We start from the raw sequence: 18,149 nt of genomic DNA on the forward strand, positions 1-18,149 counted from the left end.
TGCCAGTACCCGCCGCGCCCGCCCCAGTATCCGCCGCCCCAGCGGCCCCAGAAGCCGATCGTCACGGGCGGCCCGTACCAGCCGGAGTAGTACGCCGGGTAGTAATACGGATACGGCGGCGGCACGTAGGCAGGGGCGACGTACACCGGCACCGCCGCGCCGGCATCGACCTGCGCCTGGGGCACGGTCGACGGGGCCGGCCCCGGTGTGGCCGGTGCGACTGGAATCTCGCGCTGCGTCACCGTGGCGGGCACCGGCGCGTAATAAGGTGCATAACCGTACGGGCTCGTGTAGTAGCAGCCGCCAAGCGCCAGTGCGGCCAGCATGGCTGCGGCGGGCCTCGCGGCGGAAATCGGGTTCATCTCGTACTCCGGCAGAATCCGCGCGTCGCCGCCGGCGCGCGCCTGACTCTAGCTTACGTCCCCTGCAGATTTCCGCGCGTATGATCGGTTACTTTTTGTTTCCTGGCCCGGACGTCGAAGCAGGCACGCCGCGTGCTGGCCCGTCCGCGGCGCCGGCGTTGAAGTTGGCGCAAATGCCCTCAACTTGAACGATGTCGGGCTGACCGGCGCGGACGGGCGTCCGCGACCACCGGCAACCGCAAACCGGCGAGCTTCGGCCCGCCCAGACAGGAACGCGGCTCGCGCCGCCATCGACATGACTACGCCACGCCCCACTTCCCGGGCGGACACACCGCTCGATCCGATCATCCAGCTGCTGGCGCTCGCCGGCGAGCAGGGTTATCTGACGCACGCCGACCTCGTCGACGCGCTGCCGCCCGAAAGCGACAGCCCCGACGCGCTCGACGTCGTGCGCGCCGCGCTTGCCGATATCGGCATCGCGGTACTCGACGAGCCGGCCGTGCCTGCACCGTTCGCCGCCGCGGCGCCGGTCGAGGTCGATCGCGAGGCGCTCGACGAAGGCCGGGCCATGCTCGGCGACCTCGCGCGCGGCACGAGCGCGTCGACCGATCCGCTCGCGCTATACATGCGGCGCATGCACGCGGTGCCGTTGCTCACGCGCGAAGGCGAAATCGTGCTCGCCCGCGAGATCGAGACGGGCCGCCATCAGGTACTGCACGCGATTGCCGGTTATCCGCCCGCGGTCGACGCGCTGCTCGCGCGTCATCGCGCGACGGGCGGCGCCGCCGCAACCGGCTCGCCCGATGACGACGACGCCGGCGCGCACGCGCCCGCCCGCTACGATGCGCTGCACGCAGCGGTGTCGGCGCTGCGCGGCGCACTGCATGCGCATGGCAGCCGTTCGGCCGAATACCGCGACGCACGCAACCGCGTGGCCGCGCTGCTCGGTTCGCTCGCCTGGGTCGCGCCGGCCGCCGACGACGCGAGCCGTACGGTGCGCGCACTCGCGGCCGCCCCCCACGATCCGTCGGCGGTCGACGCAGCGTGCTTCGACGCGGTCGCACGGCGCGCGCTCGCGGCGGCGCTGAGCGACGGCCAGCAGAAGGTGCGCGACGCGACGCGTGCGATGCTCGAGGCGAACCTGCGGCTCGTGCTGTCGATCGCGCGCAAGTACCTGAACCGCGGCGTCGACCTGTCCGACCTCGTGCAGGACGGCTGTCTCGGCCTGATGCGCGCGATCGAGAAATTCGAATATCGGCGCGGGTTCAAGTTCTCGACCTATGCGACCTGGTGGATTCGTCAGGCGATCGCGCGCTCGGTCGCGGATCGCTCGCGCACGATCCGCGTGCCGGTGCATGTCGGCGACCAGTACCAGCGCGTGCAGCGGCATGCGCTGCGCTTTCGCCAGCGCACGGGCCGGCGGGCCACGCCGGCCGAGCTCGCGGCCGAAACCGGTCTCGACGAAGACAAGCTCCGCGCGGTGCTCGCGCTGCCCGCAGAGCCGATCTCGCTCGACACGCCGCTGCCCGACGCGGACACCGGCCTCGTGGAACTGATCGAGGATCAGGCATCGGCCAGCCCGTTCGAGCAACTGGCCGACACGCGCATGCGCGAATGCGTGCGGTCGCTGCTGCGTTCGGTCACGCCGACCGAGGCCGACGTGCTGCGCCGGCGGTTCGGCCTCGGCGGCACCGAGCCGGACACCTACGACGCGATCGCGCAGGACGCGGGGATGTCGCGCGAGCGCGTGCGGCAGATCGAGAAACGGGCGCTCGCCGCGCTGCGTACGGCCGCCGAGGCCGAAAACGCGCAGTCGTTTCTCGACGCTTGACCGCATCGCGTGCGGCGCACGGTCGTGCCCTATTCCGGCACGACCGTGCGCTTCGCGCCTGTGCTACGTTTGCCATTGACGCGCATCAAATTTTCTTCATCGCGCGTCGCGACAATGGTTGACAGCCGACCGGCGCACCGCTCGCCGCGTCCATTCCGTTTGTGCTTTCCGGGTCCCTCGCCATGCAGTCGACCGTCAGCCAGACGTACGAGGAAAACCAGCCTATCGCGGCCCGCCTGCGCGAGGCAGCGCAATGGCTCGTCGCCCAGGGCGCGAACCCGTACCGGGCCGCCGCATACCGCGCGGCGGCCGATACGGTCGACGCGCTCGACCGCGACATCCGCGGCGTGTTCGAAACCGGCGGCGTCGAGGCGCTCGGCGCGCTGCCCGACATCGGTGCGGGCGTCGCGCAGGCGATCGCCGAGCTGCTGGTGACGGGGCGCTGGCGCCAACTCGACCGCCTGCGCGGCGACGCGGAACGCGCATCGGCCTTCGAGGCGGTGCCGGGTATCGGCCACGCGCTCGCGCTGCGCATTCATGACGCACTGCACATCGACACGCTGGAGGAACTCGAGCGCGCGGCCCGCAACGGCCAGCTCGAAACGATCGCGGGGGTCGGCCCGCGACGCGCGGTCGGCATCCGCGCCGCACTCGACGACGTGCTGAGCCGCCGGCGGCGCTGGCAAGGTCACATGCAGAACGCCGGCCCCGGCACGGAACCGCCCATCGAACTGCTGCTTTACATCGATCGCCAGTACCGCAACAAGGCGGCCGCCGGCGTGCTGCCGAGGCTCAGGCACCGGCGCCTGAACGCGGACGGATACGTACCGCCGCCCGTGATGCACATGACCAAGGGCGGCTGGCATTTCACGGTGCTGAGCCAGCATGCCGCCATGCGCACGCCGGAAGCCGGGCGCCCGACCGACTCGGTCTCGCTCTACTTCTACGACGCCGTGCAGTGCGAGCACCAGCGCACCGTCTTCACCGAAACGGTCGGCGCGCTCGTCGGCAAGCGGATCGTGCGCGGGCGCGAGATGGAATGCCGCGTGTATTACGCGGGGTGAGTCATGCATCAACGGTTTGCCGACGTCGAAGGCGGTACGGACGGCATCCCCTTTTGACGATCCGGCACGTCGACCCCGTTACGTCGCCCCGTAGCCGCCCTCCTGTCGAACCGCTACCGCCGCGCCCATCCTCGCGCAGGCTCGCCGCCTACGCACTGTCCGCCTTCGCGCGGCGCGCCGGATGACGATGCGCGGCAATGCGCAGTAGCTTCTGGAACGACGGGCATTCGAGATGGTTCGCCGCCGGGCACACGGCCGCATGCCGCAGCGCATCGCGCACCGCGCCGAGACGGCGGATCGTGCGGTCGAGCTCGTCGGCCTTGCCATCGAGCTTCGCGCGATCGATGGCGGGCCGGCCGTCCGCGCCGACCATCGCGAGGATGTCGTCGAGCGAGAAACCGGCCTCCCGGCCGAGCGCGATCAACGCCAGGCGCTCCAGCACCGACGCGTCGTACTGCCGCCGCAGTCCGTGCCGGCCGATCGGCACGATCAGCCCCTTTTCCTCGTAGTAGCGCAGTGTCGATGCGGGCAATCCCGTGCGCCGCGCCACGTCCGCGATGTCCAGTCGGCTCATGCTTGATCTCAAGTTAACTTGAAGTTGCAAGATAGTTGCTCGACTCCGTGAAGACAAGCCCGGACCGCCATGAAACCGTTGAACCCGCGTCGTATTCCGCCGTGCCGCATCGCCATCGCCGTGCGCCGTGGAGGGGGGCGGCTTCGGCGTGATTCCGCTCGATGCCGTCGCCGTGCTCGTACATCAGCGCAACGCTGAATTCGCCGTCCAGAGCGCCGTGCTTCGCCTTCGCCATCGCCATCGCCGCGTCGAACGCTCCGGGCGCATCGTCGTGCCCGAGCCAAGCGGTGCCGATCCCGAGGATCAGTACCAGCGCGAGCGCGATGAGGATCGCAATACGGTCTTCCGGCCGATTCGTCGTGCCTCGGTGATCTCTCGGCGTTCTCTTTTTTTGTGGTTGCAAGCGGTACGCCCGCCCGAGCGCCCGCGTCACTCGCCGCCGCAGTCGATCAGGTTGCGGCGCACGCGCCCGAGCAGCCGCACCAGCGTATCGCGCTCGTCGGGCGTGAAGCCGCGCAGCCCGTCGTCAGCGACGGTGTCGCCCACCTCCAGCATCTGCGGAAAGATCTCGCGCGACTTGTCGGTCAGCCGGATCACGAACGCGCGGCGGTCGTCGTCGTTCGCGACGCGCTCGATCCAGCCATAACTTTCCATCCGGTCGAGCAGCCGCGTGAGCGAGATCGGCGTGATCTCGAGCCATTCGGCGAGCCGCGCCTGGTTCATCTCGCCCTTCCACGTAAGGTACGCGAGCACGCGGCTTTGCGCCCGCGTCAGCCCGATGCGCTTCGCGCGCCGGTCGAACAGGCGCCCGTTCAGGCGGGCCACGTCGGCGATCAGGTAACCGATCCGGTTCTCGTAGGTCTTGTCCATGCGGCGATTATAGGGTCAAGCCGGAACCGGCCCGAGGCTCGCGGCCCAGCAATAAGCGGCTATATAATAAGTGTGCTTATAATTTGCACCATACCGGATCGCCGCCCACGGCGGCCGCCCCACGGAGACTCCCGCTTGAACCCCGCCGCCGACGCACCCGCCTCGCCCGCGCTGAACCGGCCGATGCTGACCCTGTCGATCATGCTCGCCACGCTGATCCAGACCCTCGACAGCACGATCGCGAACGTCGCGCTGCCCCACATGCAGGGCACATTGTCCGCGTCGCAGGACGAAATCACGTGGGTGCTGACCTCCTACATCGTCGCCGCGGCGATCGCGACGCCGCTCACCGGCTGGCTGTCCGACCGGCTGAGCGTGAAGCGGCTGCTGATCGTGTCGATCGCCGGTTTCACGGTTGCGTCGGCGCTGTGCGGGCTGTCGGAGACGCTCGTGCAGATCGTCGGCGCGCGGTTGCTGCAGGGTGTATTCGGCGCCGCGCTGGTGCCGCTGTCGCAATCGATCCTGCTCGACATCAATCCGCGCGAGAAACAGGGCCAGGCGATGGCGATCTGGGGGATGGGCGTGATGGTCGGCCCGATCCTCGGCCCGACGCTCGGCGGCTGGCTCACCGACAGCTACAACTGGCGCTGGGTGTTCTTCATCAACGTGCCGATCGGCGCATTCGCGCTCGCCGGCGTGATGACCTTCCTACCGGCGCGCGCGCCGCGCCCGCACGTGAAATTCGACGCGTTCGGCTTCGCGACGCTCGCGCTCGCGATCGGCGCGTTCCAAGCGATGCTCGACCGAGGCGAACAGCTCGACTGGTTCGGTTCGTACGAGATCCGCATCGAGGCGCTCGTCGCGGCGCTCGGCTTCGCGTTCTTCCTCGCGCATACGGCAACCGTCGGCAAGGCGTCGTTCTTCAAGTCGGAACTGCTGCGCGACCCGAATTTCGCAACGGGCACGCTGTTCATCTTCGTGGTCGGCGCGGTGCTGTATGCGACGCGCGCGCTGCTGCCGCCGATGCTGCAGAACCTGATGGGCTATCCGGTCGCGACGACGGGCCTCGTCACCGCGCCGAGCGGCGCCGGCACGATGATCGCGATGCTGTTCGTCGGGCGGCTGCTGAAATACGTGGATGCGCGGCTGCTGCTGCTCGCGGGACTTGCGATTTCCGCGCTCGCGCTGTGGCAGATGATGCAGTACACGATCGTGCTGTCCGAAGCGGACATCGTGTGGCCCGGCGTGATCCAGGGCTTCGGCCTCGGGCTGGTGTTCGTGCCGCTGAGCGCGCTGTCGTTCTCGACGCTGCCGCCCGACCTGCGCGCGGACGGCACGGCCACCTACAGCCTGATGCGCAACATCGGCAGCAGTATCGGCATCTCGATCGTGCAGACGCTGATGACGCGCAATACGCAGGTCGCGCATGCCGACCTCGCGACCCACGTCACGCCGTTCGACCCGGCCGTGCAGGCGATGATCGGCAGCCGCGTCGACATTGCGCTGCTCGACCGCACGATCAACCAGCAGGCGACGATGATCGCGTACCTGAACGATTTCAAGCTGATGTTCGTCGCGACGCTGCTGATGATCCCGTTGTTGCTGCTGATCCGCCCGCCGCAGAAAACGGCGAGCGTCGACGTCGCGCATGCGGCGATGGACTGACGGGCACGCATGTGCCCGTCCGAGGCCCCGTCAGGCCTTCATCGTCCCGGTCCGCACGTAGCGCTCGTGCCACGACAGCGCCTCGGCGAGCAGATGCGGCGTGTGCTTGCCGAAGCTTTCGCGCGACGCGCGCTCGAAGTAGTCCTCGAGCATCGGCCGATAGTCCGGGTGCGCGCAGGTCGCGATGATCTTGCGCGCGCGCTGCTTCGGCGACAGGCCGCGCAGGTCGGCCAGCCCCTGCTCGGTGACGACGACGGCGACGTCGTGCTCGGTATGGTCGACGTGGCTCGCCATCGGCACGATCCGCGAGATCGCCCCGCCCTTCGCGGTACTTGCCGACATGAAGCACGACAGGTAGCCGTTGCGCGCGAAGTCGCCCGAGCCGCCGATGCCGTTCTGGATCTTCGTGCCCATCACGTGCGTCGAGTTCACGTTGCCGTAGATGTCGGCCTCGATCATCCCGTTCATCGCGATGCAGCCGAGCCGGCGCACGAGCTCCGGATGGTTGCTGATCTCCTGCGGGCGCAGCACGATCTTCTCGCGGAACGTCGCGATTTCATCGGCGAAACGCTGCACGGCGGCCGGGCTCAGCGACAGCGCGGTGGCCGATGCGAAGCTCAGCGTGCCGTCGTCGAGCAGGTCGAGCATGCCGTCCTGGATCACTTCCGTGTACGCGGTCAGGTTCGAGAAGCCGGCCGAGCTGAGCTCCGCCAGCACCGCGTTCGTGATGTTGCCGACGCCCGACTGCAGCGGCAGCAGGTTTTCCGGCAGGCGGCCGCGCTTCACTTCGTGGCGCAGGAAGTCGATCAGTTGCAGCGCGATCTGCTTCGACGTCTCGTCCGGCGCGGTGAACGCATTGCTGCGATCGGGCGCGTCGGTCTCGACGATCGCGACGATCTTGTCGGCCGGGCAGCGCAGGTACGGCTCGCCGATCCGGTCGTCGCTCTTCGTCAGCGGAATCGGCTTGCGGTGCGGCGGCAGCGCGGTGCCGTAGTAGATGTCGTGCATCCCGTCGAGGCCGAGCGGCTGGCGCGCATTCACTTCGAGGATCACGTGCTTCGCGCGCTCGAGCCAGGTCTTGTTGTTGCCGATCGACGCGGACGGGATCAGCAGGCCGTCCTCGCGGATGCCCGCGACTTCGACGATCGCGACGTCGAGATCGCCGTACAGCCCGAACCACGCGTATTGCGCGACGTGGCTCAGGTGGACGTCCTGGTAATCGACTTCGCCGGCGTTGATCTTGTCGCGCAACGTCGGGTCGGACTGATAGGGCAGCCGCATCGAGATGCCATTGGTGCGGGCGAGCGCGCCGTCGAGTTCCGGTGCGGTCGACGCGCCCGTCAGCACGTTGATCCGGAAGTCCTCGCCACGCGCGTGGGCCGCGTCGATGTGGGCGGCGAGCGCGGCCGGCACGGCCTTCGGATAGCCCGACCCGGTGAAGCCGCTCATGGCGACGGTCATGCCGGGGCGGATCAGCGCGGCGGCTTCGTCGGCGGTGCGGACGAGCGAACGCAGGGCGGGAGCGAGGATGCGTGATGAAGACATGGCTGGTTTCTTGACGCTTTGGTCTGTCGTTGACGTCGCGGGGGGTGTCTCCTGAGCGACGCGAAGCCCTTTGGGGCCGCGAGGGGCGGCCCGGCACCACGGGCACGGCCGGAGTATCGCAGAGGCCATCGCCGCGAAATGTCCGCCGGATGCAAAAGATCCTTGCCGGATTTGCCGGGTATCGAACGAGCGTTCCGTGACAGGCGATCCGCCCCCGCCGAAGGCACGCGAAAGGCGTGCGAAAGCATCGGGGCGAATCACCGGTTCGCGATCGCCGACCGTCGCGCATCAATCGATGAAATTTCATCGGCATTGACGGCATTTGGTTCGGTAATCGCCGGTACCCGGCCGGCGCGGCCGATTGTCGCCCGATGCGGCTTTTCCGGACCTGACGGAGATCAAGGTCGCATGCGCTGCGCTACGCCGGCCGACCGGCCCGAAAAAACCTGCCGTGTCGGCCTGCGAGGCCCGTCCGGCCTTGACAGCCGCGCGATGCGAACCACACTGGAAGACGGGTCCGGCCGCCCGATGGGCCGTCCCGTTCGCACCTGCGTTTTTGAACCGGCCGATACCCGCAAGACGCGGTAACACTCCCGCATGTCAGGACATTGATCGAAGAAAAAGCAACAAATTACAATTCCGTATATATTTCGCCGATGGACCAAAGAAAAACCGCCACACGCCCCGAGCCACCGCTGCCACGCACCTGGGATGCGCGGCTCGCGCGCTCGCTTGTCCGACCGCTCGTCGATACGCCGGTCACCCCGAATCACCTCACCACCCTTCGTCTGCTGATCGGCCTCGCCGGCGCCTGGTGCCTCGCGCACGGCGGCTTCGGCTGGAGCAATGCAGGCGCGTTCCTGATCGTGCTGTCGAACTTCGTCGACCACACCGACGGCGAACTCGCGCGCATCAGCGGCAAGTCCAGCAAGATCGGTCATTTTTACGATCTGGCGGCCGATGCGCTCGTCACGGTCGCGCTGTTCGTCAGCATGGGCGTCGGCATCGTCGCCCAGGGCGGCCAGATGGCCGCGTCGCCGGTGCTGCTCGGCGCGGCGGCCGGCGCGGCCGTCGCGCTGATCTTCTTCCTGCGCATGCGGATCGAATCGATCGCCGGCAAGGCCGGCACCAAGCAGGCGTTCGCCGGCGGCTTCGAGACGGAAGACGTGCTGTACCTGCTGCCGATCGTGACGCTCGTCGACGGCGTCGAGCCGTTCCTGCTCGCGGCGTCGATCGGCGCCCCGCTGTTCGCCGCCTGGGTCGTGATCGACTGGTGGCGCATCGTGCGGCGCGGCAACCTCCCGCAGAACCCGGCCGCGCAGAACCCAACCGAAATCCAGGCTTCCAAATGACTCCTAGCACGCGCGACGATTCCGTGCTGAGCCCGGCACGCCCCGCGCCCGTGCGCGCGGCCGCGGCCGATCCCGATCGCACCGTGGCCGACCGTGTCGGCCAGCTCGACCTCGACCGCCTGCGCGGCGACTACACGCGCCAGGGCTCGTTCCTCTACCTCGACACGTTCCTGCCGGCCGACGCGCACGCGAAGCTGGCGAACGCCGCCCGCGCGATGCAGGCCGGCCTGAACCGCAATTACCTGCCCGGCCACAAGCAGGGCGGCAGCGTGAGCCGCCATACGATCGACGCGCAAGCGCCGTACATCGCCGAGCTGTACCGCTCGAAGGCGCTGATCGGTTTCCTCGAGAAAATCACCGGCGACAAGCTGATGCCGTCGCCGGACGACGATCCGCACGCGTACGCGCTGTATTACTACACGAAGCCCGGCGACCACATCGGCTGGCACTACGACACGTCGTACTACGATGGCCGCCGCTACACGCTGCTGATCGGCGTGATCGACGAATCGTCGTGCCGGCTCGACTACGAGCTGCATACGCGCAACCCGGACGTCGCCGACGAACCGGGCTCCGTGCAGATCGCCGACGGCGGCATCGTGCTGTTCGACGGCGACAAGCTGCGCCACCGCATCACGCCGCTCGGCCAGAACGAGATGCGCGTGTCGCTCACGTTCGAATACGTGACGAACCCCGGCATGCGGCCATGGAAGCGCTTCATCTCGAACATGAAGGACGCGATCGCGTATTTCGGTTTCCGCCAGGTGTTCAAGCAACTGGCGACGCGACGCACGAGCGGGTCATGACACGCGCGGGCCTCATCCTGCTGTCCCTCGGGACCGCACTCTTCATCGCACTTCTGGCCTGGCAAGGCGTCGGCGCGGTCGCGTCCACGTTCCTCGCGGCCGGCTGGGGCCTCGCGCTCGTCGCCGTGTTCCACGTCGTGCCGCTCGCGATCGACGCGGTCGCGATTTCCGTGATGTTCCGCCGCGGGCAGCCGGGCGCCGAACTCGGCAACGCGCTGCGCGCGCGCTGGGTCGGCGAATCGGTGAACAGCCTGCTGCCCGCCGGGCAGATCGGCGGCCCGGTGCTGATGGTGCGCCACCTCGCGCAGCGCGGCACGCGGATGGCCGATGCGGCCGCCGCCGTGACCGTCAGCACGACGATGCAGGCGCTCGCGCAAATGGCCTTCGCGCTGATCGGCATCGCCGCATTCAGCCTGTATGCCACGCACGAGTCGGTCGCGTACCTGCGTACGCCCGCGCTGATCGCCACCGGCGTGCTCGGCGCACTCGCGGTGATGTTCTATCTGGCGCAGCGGCGCGGGCTGTTCGGCCGCGGCCTGCGCCTCGCGTCGAAGCTATTCGGCCCGCGCGACTGGTCGTCGCTCGCCACGCGCGCCGACGCGATCGACGACGCGGTCGGCGCGCTGTACCGCGATCGCGCGAAAGTCGCGAAGACCTTCGCATTGAGTCTCGCCGGCTGGATCGTCGGCACCGCGGAAGTGTGGCTCGCGCTGCACTTCCTCGGGCATCCGGTGAGCTGGCTCGACGCGCTGCTGCTCGAAAGCGTCGGCCAGGCGATTCGCGGGGCGGCCTTCGCGATCCCGGGCTCGCTCGGTGCGCAGGAAGGCGGCTACCTGCTGCTCGCGCCGCTGGTCGGGCTGCCGCCCGACGCGGCGCTCGCGCTGTCGCTCGCGAAGCGCGCGCGCGAACTCGCGCTCGGCCTGCCCGGCCTGCTCTATCTGCATTTCAGTGAAAGAAACTGGCAGCGACGCCATGCGCCGCAGCCGCTCGCCGACTGATCGTTCAGATCGCCGGCTTTTTGGTTGGAGAACCCATGCGAGCCATCATTCTTGCGGCAGGCCTCGGCTTGCGCCTGCAACAACCGCCCGAAGCGCAGTTCCCGAAGTGCCTGCTGCGCTTCGACGACGTTTCGCTGCTCGAGCGCCATCTGCGCGTGCTTGACGCCGCGGGCGTCGACGAGATCGTGCTCGGGCTCGGCTTTCAGCACGAGAAGGTCGAGCAGGAACTGAAGCGCCTCGGCCGCCAGGCCGAGATCGTGATCAACGACCGCTACGACCTCGGCAGCGTGCTGACCGTGCATACCGTCGCCGACGCGATGACGCGCGGCGGCGACGTGCTGCTGATGGACGCGGACGTGCTGTACGACGAGAACATCCTGCACGCGCTGGTGGCCGATTCCGACCGCGCGGTCGACCGCCTGCTGATCGACCGCGACTTCGAGGCCGGCGACGAACCCGTCAAGCTGTGCCTGAAGGACGGCGTGCCGGTCGAGCTGCGCAAGCAGCTCGCGGTCGACCTCGACTACGACACGATCGGCGAATCGGTCGGCTTCTTCCGCTTCACCGAAGGCACCGCGCGCCGCCTCGCGACGATCGTCGCGGGCTACGTCGACGGCGGCCGCGCGAACATGCCGCACGAGGAAGCCGTGCGCGACCTGCTGCTCGAAGGCGGCCATTCGTTCGACGTCGCCGACGTCACCGGCTCGCCGTGGATCGAGATCGACTTCCCGAACGACGTCGCACGCGCGACGCAAGACATTCTTCCCCTGATTCAACGCACCACCGCCGGAGCCGCACGATGAACGCACGCGAACCCAACTTCACCGAATCGCGCAGCGCGCGCCTGCGCCGCATGCTCGTCAGCAGCGACCTCGAATTCCTGATGGAAGCGCACAACGGCCTGTCCGCGCGGATCGTCCGCGAGGCCGGCTTCAAGGGGATCTGGGCGTCGGGCCTCGCGATCTCCGCGCAGTTCGGCGTGCGCGACAACAACGAAGCGAGCTGGACCCAGGTGGTCGATGTGCTCGAATTCATGGCCGACGCGAGCGACCTGCCGATCCTGCTCGACGGCGACACCGGCTACGGCAACTTCAACAACGTGCGCCGCCTCGTGCGGAAACTCGAACAGCGCGGCATCGCGGGCGTCTGCATCGAGGACAAGCAGTTCCCGAAGACGAACAGCTTCATCGACGGCGAACGCCAGCCGCTCGCCGAGATCGACGAGTTCTGCGGCAAGATCAAGGCCGGCAAGGATTCGCAGACCGATCCCGACTTCTCGATCGTCGCGCGCGTCGAGGCGCTGATCGCGGGCTGGGGGATGGACGAGGCGCTGCGCCGCGCGAACGCGTATGCGGAAGCCGGCGCCGATGCGATCCTGATCCACAGCAAGCTGTCGCGCCCGGACGAGATCCTGCAGTTCGCGCGCGAATGGAGCGGCAAGGCGCCGCTCGTGATCGTGCCGACCAAGTACTACAGCACGCCGACCGACGTGTTCCGCCAGGCCGGCATCAGCACCGTCATCTGGGCGAACCACCTGATCCGCGCGTCCGCGTCGGCGATGCAGGCCGTCGCGCGCGAGATCCACGAGAACGAAACGCTGATCAACGTCGAAGACCGCGTCGCGTCGGTCAACGAGATCTTCCGCCTGCAGGACGCCGACGAGTACTCGGCGGCCGAGCGCATCTACCTGTCCTCGTCGTCGCGCGCGTCGAACGCGGCGGTCGTGCTCGCCGCGAGCCGCGGCAAGGGCCTCGAGGCCGTCACGGAAGACAAACCCAAGGTCATGCTGCCGGTCGCCGGCAAGCCGCTCCTGCGCTGGCTCGTCGACGGCTTCAAGAAGCAAGGCGTGAACGACATCACCGTGGTCGGCGGCTACCGCGCCGATGCGATCGACACGTCGGGCATCAAGCTCGTCGTCAATGAGCGCCACGCGCAGACGGGTGAGCTCGCGTCGCTCGCATGCGCGGCCGAACGCCTGACCGGCGACACCGTGATCTCGTACGGCGATCTGCTGTTCCGCAGCTACATCCTGCGCGACCTCGCGGAGAGCGAGGCCGAGTTCAGCGTGGTGGTCGATTCGTCGCTGACCGAGCCGTCGAACCAGAGCGTGCGCGACTTCGCCCTCTGCTCGGCGGCCGACGATCGCGGCCTGTTCGGCCAGAAGACCTACCTGCAACGCGTGTCGAGCGACGTCGCCGCGGGCACGCCGCACGGCCGCTGGATCGGCCTGCTGAACGTGCGCGGCGCCGGCGTCGAGCGCCTGAAGGCGATGCTCGCGACGCTGCAGGCGCGTCCCGATTTCGACACGCTCGACATCCCGTCGCTGCTGAACGAACTGATCGCCGCCGGCGAAAAGATCGAGGTGCAGTACGTGCATGGCCACTGGCGCGGCGTCAACGACCTGGAAGACTTCCGTCGCGCGGGCGACTTCGCGCACGGCCAGACGCCGCTGTCCGAACCGGGCACCGGCAACGGGGGCGCGCAATGATCGAAGCGGCCCAGTTCGTCGAGGCCGCGCGCGAACGCGGCTTCGACTGGTACGCGGGCGTGCCCTGCTCGTACCTGACGCCGTTCATCAATTACGTGCTGCAGGACCCGACGCTGCACTACGTGTCGGCCGCGAACGAAGGCGACGCGGTCGCGCTGATCGCCGGCGCCACGCTCGGCGGCAAGCGCGGGATCGCGATGATGCAGAACTCGGGGCTCGGCAACGCGGTGAGCCCGCTCACGTCGCTGACCTGGACGTTCCGCCTGCCGCAGTTGCTGATCGTCACGTGGCGCGGCCAGCCGGGCGTCGCCGACGAGCCGCAGCACGCGCTGATGGGCCCGATCACGCCCGCGATGCTCGACACGATGGAGATCCCGTGGGAGACGTTCCCGACCGACCCGGAACAGGTCGGCCCGGCGCTCGACCGTGCAATCGCGCACATGGACGCGACGGGCCGCCCGTACGCGCTCGTGATGCAGAAAGGCAGCGTCGCGCCGTATGAACTGAAGGCGAACCCGGCCGCGAAGCCGCGCGCCCACGTCGCCGCGCAATCGGCGTCGCGCGCTGAATCGGCCAATGCAGCGGCCGACGCGTGGCCGACCCGTCACGACGCGCTGCAGCGCGTGATCGCGCATACGCCGGTCGATTCGACCGTCGTGCTCGCGTCGACCGGTTTCTGCGGCCGCGAACTCTACGCGCTCGACGATCGTCCGAACCAGCTGTACATGGTCGGCTCGATGGGCTGCGTGACGCCGCTCGCACTCGGCCTCGCGCTCGCGCGCCCCGACCTGCGCGTGGTGGCCGTCGACGGCGACGGCGCCGCGCTGATGCGGATGGGCGTGTTCGCGACGCTCGGCGCCTACGGCCCGGCCAACCTCACGCACGTGCTGCTCGACAACGGCGCACACGAATCGACGGGCGGCCAGGCGACGGTGTCGCAGCATGTGTCGTTCGCGGGTGTCGCGGCCGCGTGCGGTTACGCGTCGGCCGTCGAAGGCGATACGCTCGACGTGCTCGATGCGACGCTGGCCGCAACGGGGAACGGTGCGCAATTCGTTCGCGTGGCGATCCGCACGGGCGTGCCCGACGGCCTGCCCCGCCCGACCGTCACGCCGGTCGAGGTCAAGACCCGTCTGATGCGGCACATCGGCGCCGCGCAGACCGAAGCCCACGTTGAAGGAGCTCATTGATGCTGCTGCTGAACCCCGGCCCGGTCACGCTCACCGAACGCGTGCGCCGCAGCCTGCTGCAACCCGACCTGTGCCATCGCGAAAGCGAATTCTTCGATCTGCAGGATGAAGCGCGTGCGCGCCTCGTCGCCGCGTACGAACTCGATCCGGCCGAATGGGCCGCCGTGCTGATGACGGGTTCGGGCACGGCCGCCGTCGAGAGCATGATCGCGGCACTCGTGCCGCAGGACGGCAAGCTGCTCGTGATCGAGAACGGCGTGTACGGCGAGCGCATCACGCAGATCGCGACGCAGTACGGGATCGCGCACGACGTGCTCAAGCATGAGTGGATGCAGGCGCCTGATCTCGCGCAGATCGGTGCGAAGCTCGATGCGGGTGGGTACTCGCATGTCGCCGTGATTCATCATGAAACGACGACGGGCCGGCTGAACGACCTCGGCGCGATCGCGGAAGTGTGTCGCACGCGTGGCGTGAAGATGCTCGTCGATGGCGTCAGCAGCTTCGGCGCGGAAGCGATCGACTTTGCGGGCGGCGTGATCGATGCGGTTGCCGCGACCGCGAACAAATGCCTGCACGGCGTGCCGGGCGCGGCGTTCGTGGTCGTGCGCCGCAGCGCGCTCGCGAAGGCCGCGAGCCGGACTTACTACCTCGATCTCGGTCGGCTCGCGAAGCTGCAGGATCAGCGGAATACGCCGTTTACGCCGTCCGTGCATGCGTATTACGCGCTCGTCGAGGCGCTGCGCGAGTTCGATGAGGCTGGCGGCTGGCGTGCGCGGCATGCGCATTACAAGGCGCTTGCCGATCAGGCGCAGGCCGGGCTTGCCGCGCGTGGGATGCCGCTGGTGCTGCCGGAAGGTGCGTCGTCGGTTGTGCTGCGTGCGTATCGGCTGCCGCAGGGCGTCACGTACGAAGCGCTGCACGACGGGCTGAAGGCACGCGGCTTCGTGATTTATGCGGGGCAAGGCGGCCTGTCGAAGGAGCTGATCCGGATTTCGACGATGGGCGCGATTCAGGCGGCCGATGTCGACCGGTTGCTGGAAGGGTTTACGGCACTGACGCGGTAAGCGTTGTCCGCACGTTCTTCGACGAAAGGCCCGCGAGGGCCTTTTTTGTTATTTGCTGATTTCTGCGGGTTTCGCTTATCGACTGCGAATTCAACCGGTGGATGCAGCGAATGGATGAAATCGCTCAGCGGGTGTATCGAAGATTGGTGTCTTTCGCGGCCGCTCCCCGGCCGCGTGCTCCCGCCGACTTCGATCAGAGCTTGACATCCCCGGACTTGGAACTACCGGATCCAGCCAGATGGCTTTGTACGGCGACGAGCTGGTCGTCTGTCGTCGCCACCAGCCACAAACGCGAGTGCTCTGCGATCTGGCGGTTGTGGTCCTTCAACGGTCCCAATGTGGCAGCGGACTTCCAGGTCACGGGGCCAATCCGGCTGCTCCGGCCCGACGGCGCCCCCACCAGCAGGCAGTAAGGTCCGAGAGGAAGCGACACGAACGGAAGGGCCGGACTCGCCCGCACGCGCCAGTCGACGAACGGCGCCTCGCTGATGAGCAGCGGCATGGGCAAACCGTAAAGCACGCTGAAATCGTACAGCAACAGTTTCTCGCGCGCGCCCACGTAGCTACGCCGGATATCGTCGATAACCGCAGTGCGAATTTCATCGTCGAACATGGGCTCCTGGGCATAGCGTGCAAAAGCCTGCTGCGCTTCGATCTGATAGGCACTGAACAGACCGAGTTCCACGCAGTCCTGCACTGCGCGCTGGACCTCCACCATGGAGCCGGCTTCTTCCGGCTTGCCCAACTGCGCTGCCCTCAAGAAGCGGGCAAGTCCCGCCTCGTGGATCACCGGGCCTTCGGCAGAGGCGTCGATATCCGCATCCTTGTCGAGCGGCACGTAAAAGTATTCTTCGTTGGCGAAGTGCGACTTCTTGCCTTCGTCGAACTTGATTTCGCCATCGGTGCGATCCAGATAGCGAGTACCGATTCGACCATGCTCCCAAACCCAGTTCTTGAGGAACGGTCGTAACGGATGCAGCCTGTCGTGAGTAGCCATTGGTTCCTCCAGGTGCCCAGTATAGACCCTGGTTGTCGCTTGCCCGGTCGCGTCGACGGGTTGAATCCGCTGGGCGGTGTAGACAGTAGAGCGTCCGCATGAAAGCATGTTTCAATGGTCGTAAATGGCTGCGGATTCAACCGTTCCCGGAAAATTTGCGAAGCACCCCTTTTTCCATGATGACAATAAAGATCCTTCGCTGCGCCTCGTTGCTGGCATTCGTTGCCACGCCCATCGCTCACGCCGCCGACAGCCAGTCCTGTAGCGACGCAACCGTCACGGCCATCGCCCGCTGGGCCGGTATCGCGAGCGCACGCATCGCCACGCGCGATGCGGACCGGCTCGTCGTCGCGTCGTCGTGCAAAGCCATGCCGAATGCACCGGAAACGACGATCGCGGCCGTCGCGTTCGATTCGCTGCCGAAGAGCAAGGACCCCGACGAAAGCAAAAAGCTGCAGGTCATTGCGCTCGTCGAGGGCGGCAAGGTCGTGGCGGCCGATCGGTCGGTAGTCGAAGAGGATGCGGCGACGGAGATCGGCGAGAACAGCTACCGCATCGACACGGCGCCCTACCGGCTGTCGCCCGATGTGCGCGCATTCGGCGTCGTATTTACCAGCAGCGCGCGCGGGCCGAGTTGCCCTGATGCCAACACCAGTGAGGAGTTGACGCTGTGGGTGCGCGAAGGCGGCCGTATCCGCCCTGTGTTCGGCACCAACCTCTACGGTTGGGTCGGGCCTGTCAGGAATTTTGTGTTTAAGGCATAACATGCTCCCAAGGAGAGTGTATGCCTCGCAAACCGAAAGCCCAGCCGGCAGTTCTGCCGGCGATTCCGGCCGAGCTGCTTGAACAGTTCGGCAACGGTCCGATGACGGCTGAAGCCATCAATGCCGCGACGCTGGCGCTCAAGAAGGCGCTGATCGAGCGTGCGTTGGGCGGCGAGATGAACCATCATCTCGGCTACCCTGCCGGAGCTGCCAAGCCGGCCAACGTCACGAATCAGCGCAACGGCAAAGGGGCCAAGACGGTTCTGACCGAAGACGGTCCGATCCGCATCGAGGTGCCGCGTGACCGCGACGGCAGCTTCGAACCCATCCTGATTCCCAAGCACGAACGGCGCTTCACCGGCTTCGACGACAAGATCGTCGCCATGTATGCCCGAGGCATGACCGTACGCGAGATCCAGGGCTTTCTGCTGGAACAGTACGGTACCGAGGTCTCGCCCGACTTCATCAGCTCCGTGACCGACGAGGTCATGGCCGAAGTGACGGCCTGGCAGGCCCGACCGCTCGAGCCGATGTATCCGGTCGTGTTTTTCGACGCACTGCGGGTCAAGATTCGCGAAG

The 18,149-nt window shown here is 67.6% G+C and carries 17 protein-coding genes and 1 pseudogene; 12 read left to right on the forward strand and 6 right to left on the reverse strand.

Annotated features, from left to right (window positions below; all coding sequences use genetic code 11):
- Nucleotides 1-362 (reverse strand): hypothetical protein (locus tag C4B30_RS34555; RefSeq protein ID WP_105133669.1); only part of this gene is annotated, 362 nt, incomplete at its 3' end.
- A gap of 295 nt (nucleotides 363-657) precedes the next feature.
- On the opposite strand from C4B30_RS34555, the gene C4B30_RS34560 reads away from it, so the two are divergent.
- Both C4B30_RS34560 and C4B30_RS34565 read left to right on the forward strand, forming a co-directional pair.
- Entirely contained in the window at nucleotides 658-2,193 is a 1,536-nt protein-coding gene (locus C4B30_RS34560) for a sigma-70 family RNA polymerase sigma factor (RefSeq protein ID WP_105133663.1), read from the forward strand.
- 182 nt (nucleotides 2,194-2,375) lie between these two features.
- The gene (locus C4B30_RS34565) at nucleotides 2,376-3,257 is read left to right on the forward strand and encodes a helix-hairpin-helix domain-containing protein (protein ID WP_089501605.1); all 882 of its coding nucleotides are present in this window, start codon (nucleotides 2,376-2,378) and stop codon (nucleotides 3,255-3,257) included.
- Between the two features lie 148 nt (nucleotides 3,258-3,405).
- Here the strand turns inward: C4B30_RS34565 and C4B30_RS34570 are convergent, their stop codons facing one another.
- The 3 genes from C4B30_RS34570 to C4B30_RS34580 are packed head-to-tail and all read right to left on the reverse strand — an operon-like array spanning nucleotide 3,406 to nucleotide 4,701.
- Nucleotides 3,406-3,831 carry a helix-turn-helix domain-containing protein gene (locus tag C4B30_RS34570; RefSeq protein WP_105133670.1) on the reverse strand — a complete coding sequence of 142 codons (426 nt, stop codon included), beginning with the start codon at nucleotides 3,829-3,831 and terminating at the stop codon, nucleotides 3,406-3,408.
- A 13-nt stretch (nucleotides 3,832-3,844) separates the two neighbouring features.
- Nucleotides 3,845-4,234 carry a hypothetical protein gene (locus C4B30_RS34575; protein ID WP_234015493.1) on the reverse strand — a complete coding sequence of 130 codons (390 nt, stop codon included), beginning with the start codon at nucleotides 4,232-4,234 and terminating at the stop codon, nucleotides 3,845-3,847.
- Between the two features lie 26 nt (nucleotides 4,235-4,260).
- On the reverse strand, nucleotides 4,261-4,701 hold the full coding sequence (locus tag C4B30_RS34580; protein ID WP_027782799.1) for a MarR family winged helix-turn-helix transcriptional regulator: 441 nt from the start codon (nucleotides 4,699-4,701) through the stop codon (nucleotides 4,261-4,263).
- Nucleotides 4,702-4,836: 135 nt separating this feature from the next.
- Between C4B30_RS34580 and C4B30_RS34585 the strand changes: the two genes are divergently transcribed.
- Entirely contained in the window at nucleotides 4,837-6,366 is a 1,530-nt protein-coding gene (locus tag C4B30_RS34585; RefSeq protein WP_027782798.1) for a DHA2 family efflux MFS transporter permease subunit, read from the forward strand.
- Between the two features lie 30 nt (nucleotides 6,367-6,396).
- Here C4B30_RS34585 and C4B30_RS34590 read toward each other — a convergent pair whose 3' ends face one another.
- Nucleotides 6,397-7,911 (reverse strand): acetyl-CoA hydrolase/transferase family protein, encoded by a 1,515-nt coding sequence (locus C4B30_RS34590; protein WP_027782797.1) that lies wholly within the window; start codon nucleotides 7,909-7,911, stop codon nucleotides 6,397-6,399.
- Nucleotides 7,912-8,567: 656 nt separating this feature from the next.
- Here C4B30_RS34590 and C4B30_RS34600 point away from each other — a divergent pair.
- From C4B30_RS34600 to C4B30_RS34630, 7 genes are read left to right on the forward strand one after another with little or no spacing between them, the layout of a single operon-like run.
- A complete protein-coding gene (locus tag C4B30_RS34600) occupies nucleotides 8,568-9,263 on the forward strand; it encodes a CDP-alcohol phosphatidyltransferase family protein (RefSeq protein ID WP_027782796.1) in 696 nt (231 codons plus the stop codon).
- Nucleotides 9,260-10,069, forward strand: coding sequence for a HalD/BesD family halogenase (locus C4B30_RS34605; protein WP_105133664.1), 810 nt, complete (start codon nucleotides 9,260-9,262; stop codon nucleotides 10,067-10,069). The genes C4B30_RS34600 and C4B30_RS34605 overlap by 4 nt, the downstream gene beginning before the upstream one ends.
- Nucleotides 10,066-11,067, forward strand: a complete 1,002-nt coding sequence (locus C4B30_RS34610) for an HpnL family protein (RefSeq protein ID WP_105133665.1) — start codon at nucleotides 10,066-10,068, stop codon at nucleotides 11,065-11,067. The genes C4B30_RS34605 and C4B30_RS34610 overlap by 4 nt, the downstream gene beginning before the upstream one ends.
- A gap of 35 nt (nucleotides 11,068-11,102) precedes the next feature.
- The gene (locus C4B30_RS34615) at nucleotides 11,103-11,870 is read left to right on the forward strand and encodes a phosphocholine cytidylyltransferase family protein (protein WP_089501601.1); all 768 of its coding nucleotides are present in this window, start codon (nucleotides 11,103-11,105) and stop codon (nucleotides 11,868-11,870) included.
- On the forward strand, nucleotides 11,867-13,555 hold the full coding sequence (gene aepX / locus C4B30_RS34620) for a phosphoenolpyruvate mutase (RefSeq protein ID WP_105133666.1): 1,689 nt from the start codon (nucleotides 11,867-11,869) through the stop codon (nucleotides 13,553-13,555). The genes C4B30_RS34615 and aepX overlap by 4 nt, the downstream gene beginning before the upstream one ends.
- Nucleotides 13,552-14,745 (forward strand): phosphonopyruvate decarboxylase, encoded by a 1,194-nt coding sequence (gene aepY / locus C4B30_RS34625; protein WP_105133667.1) that lies wholly within the window; start codon nucleotides 13,552-13,554, stop codon nucleotides 14,743-14,745. The genes aepX and aepY overlap by 4 nt, the downstream gene beginning before the upstream one ends.
- Nucleotides 14,745-15,809, forward strand: a complete 1,065-nt coding sequence (locus tag C4B30_RS34630) for a 2-aminoethylphosphonate aminotransferase (protein WP_105133668.1) — start codon at nucleotides 14,745-14,747, stop codon at nucleotides 15,807-15,809. The genes aepY and C4B30_RS34630 overlap by 1 nt, the downstream gene beginning before the upstream one ends.
- Nucleotides 15,810-16,002: 193 nt before the next feature.
- Here C4B30_RS34630 and C4B30_RS34635 read toward each other — a convergent pair whose 3' ends face one another.
- Nucleotides 16,003-16,806 carry a hypothetical protein gene (locus tag C4B30_RS34635; protein WP_105133672.1) on the reverse strand — a complete coding sequence of 268 codons (804 nt, stop codon included), beginning with the start codon at nucleotides 16,804-16,806 and terminating at the stop codon, nucleotides 16,003-16,005.
- Between the two features lie 179 nt (nucleotides 16,807-16,985).
- On the opposite strand from C4B30_RS34635, the pseudogene C4B30_RS34640 reads away from it, so the two are divergent.
- Both C4B30_RS34640 and C4B30_RS34645 read left to right on the forward strand, forming a co-directional pair.
- Nucleotides 16,986-17,537 (forward strand): annotated as a pseudogene (locus C4B30_RS34640) (multidrug ABC transporter ATPase); the annotation flags it as partial.
- A gap of 53 nt (nucleotides 17,538-17,590) precedes the next feature.
- Nucleotides 17,591-18,149, forward strand: a 559-nt coding sequence (locus C4B30_RS34645; RefSeq protein ID WP_199779106.1) for a transposase, incomplete at its 3' end; no start/stop codon positions are given.

The sequence above is a fragment of the Burkholderia sp. BE12 genome (assembly GCF_002959955.1).
Classification (GTDB): domain Bacteria; phylum Pseudomonadota; class Gammaproteobacteria; order Burkholderiales; family Burkholderiaceae; genus Burkholderia.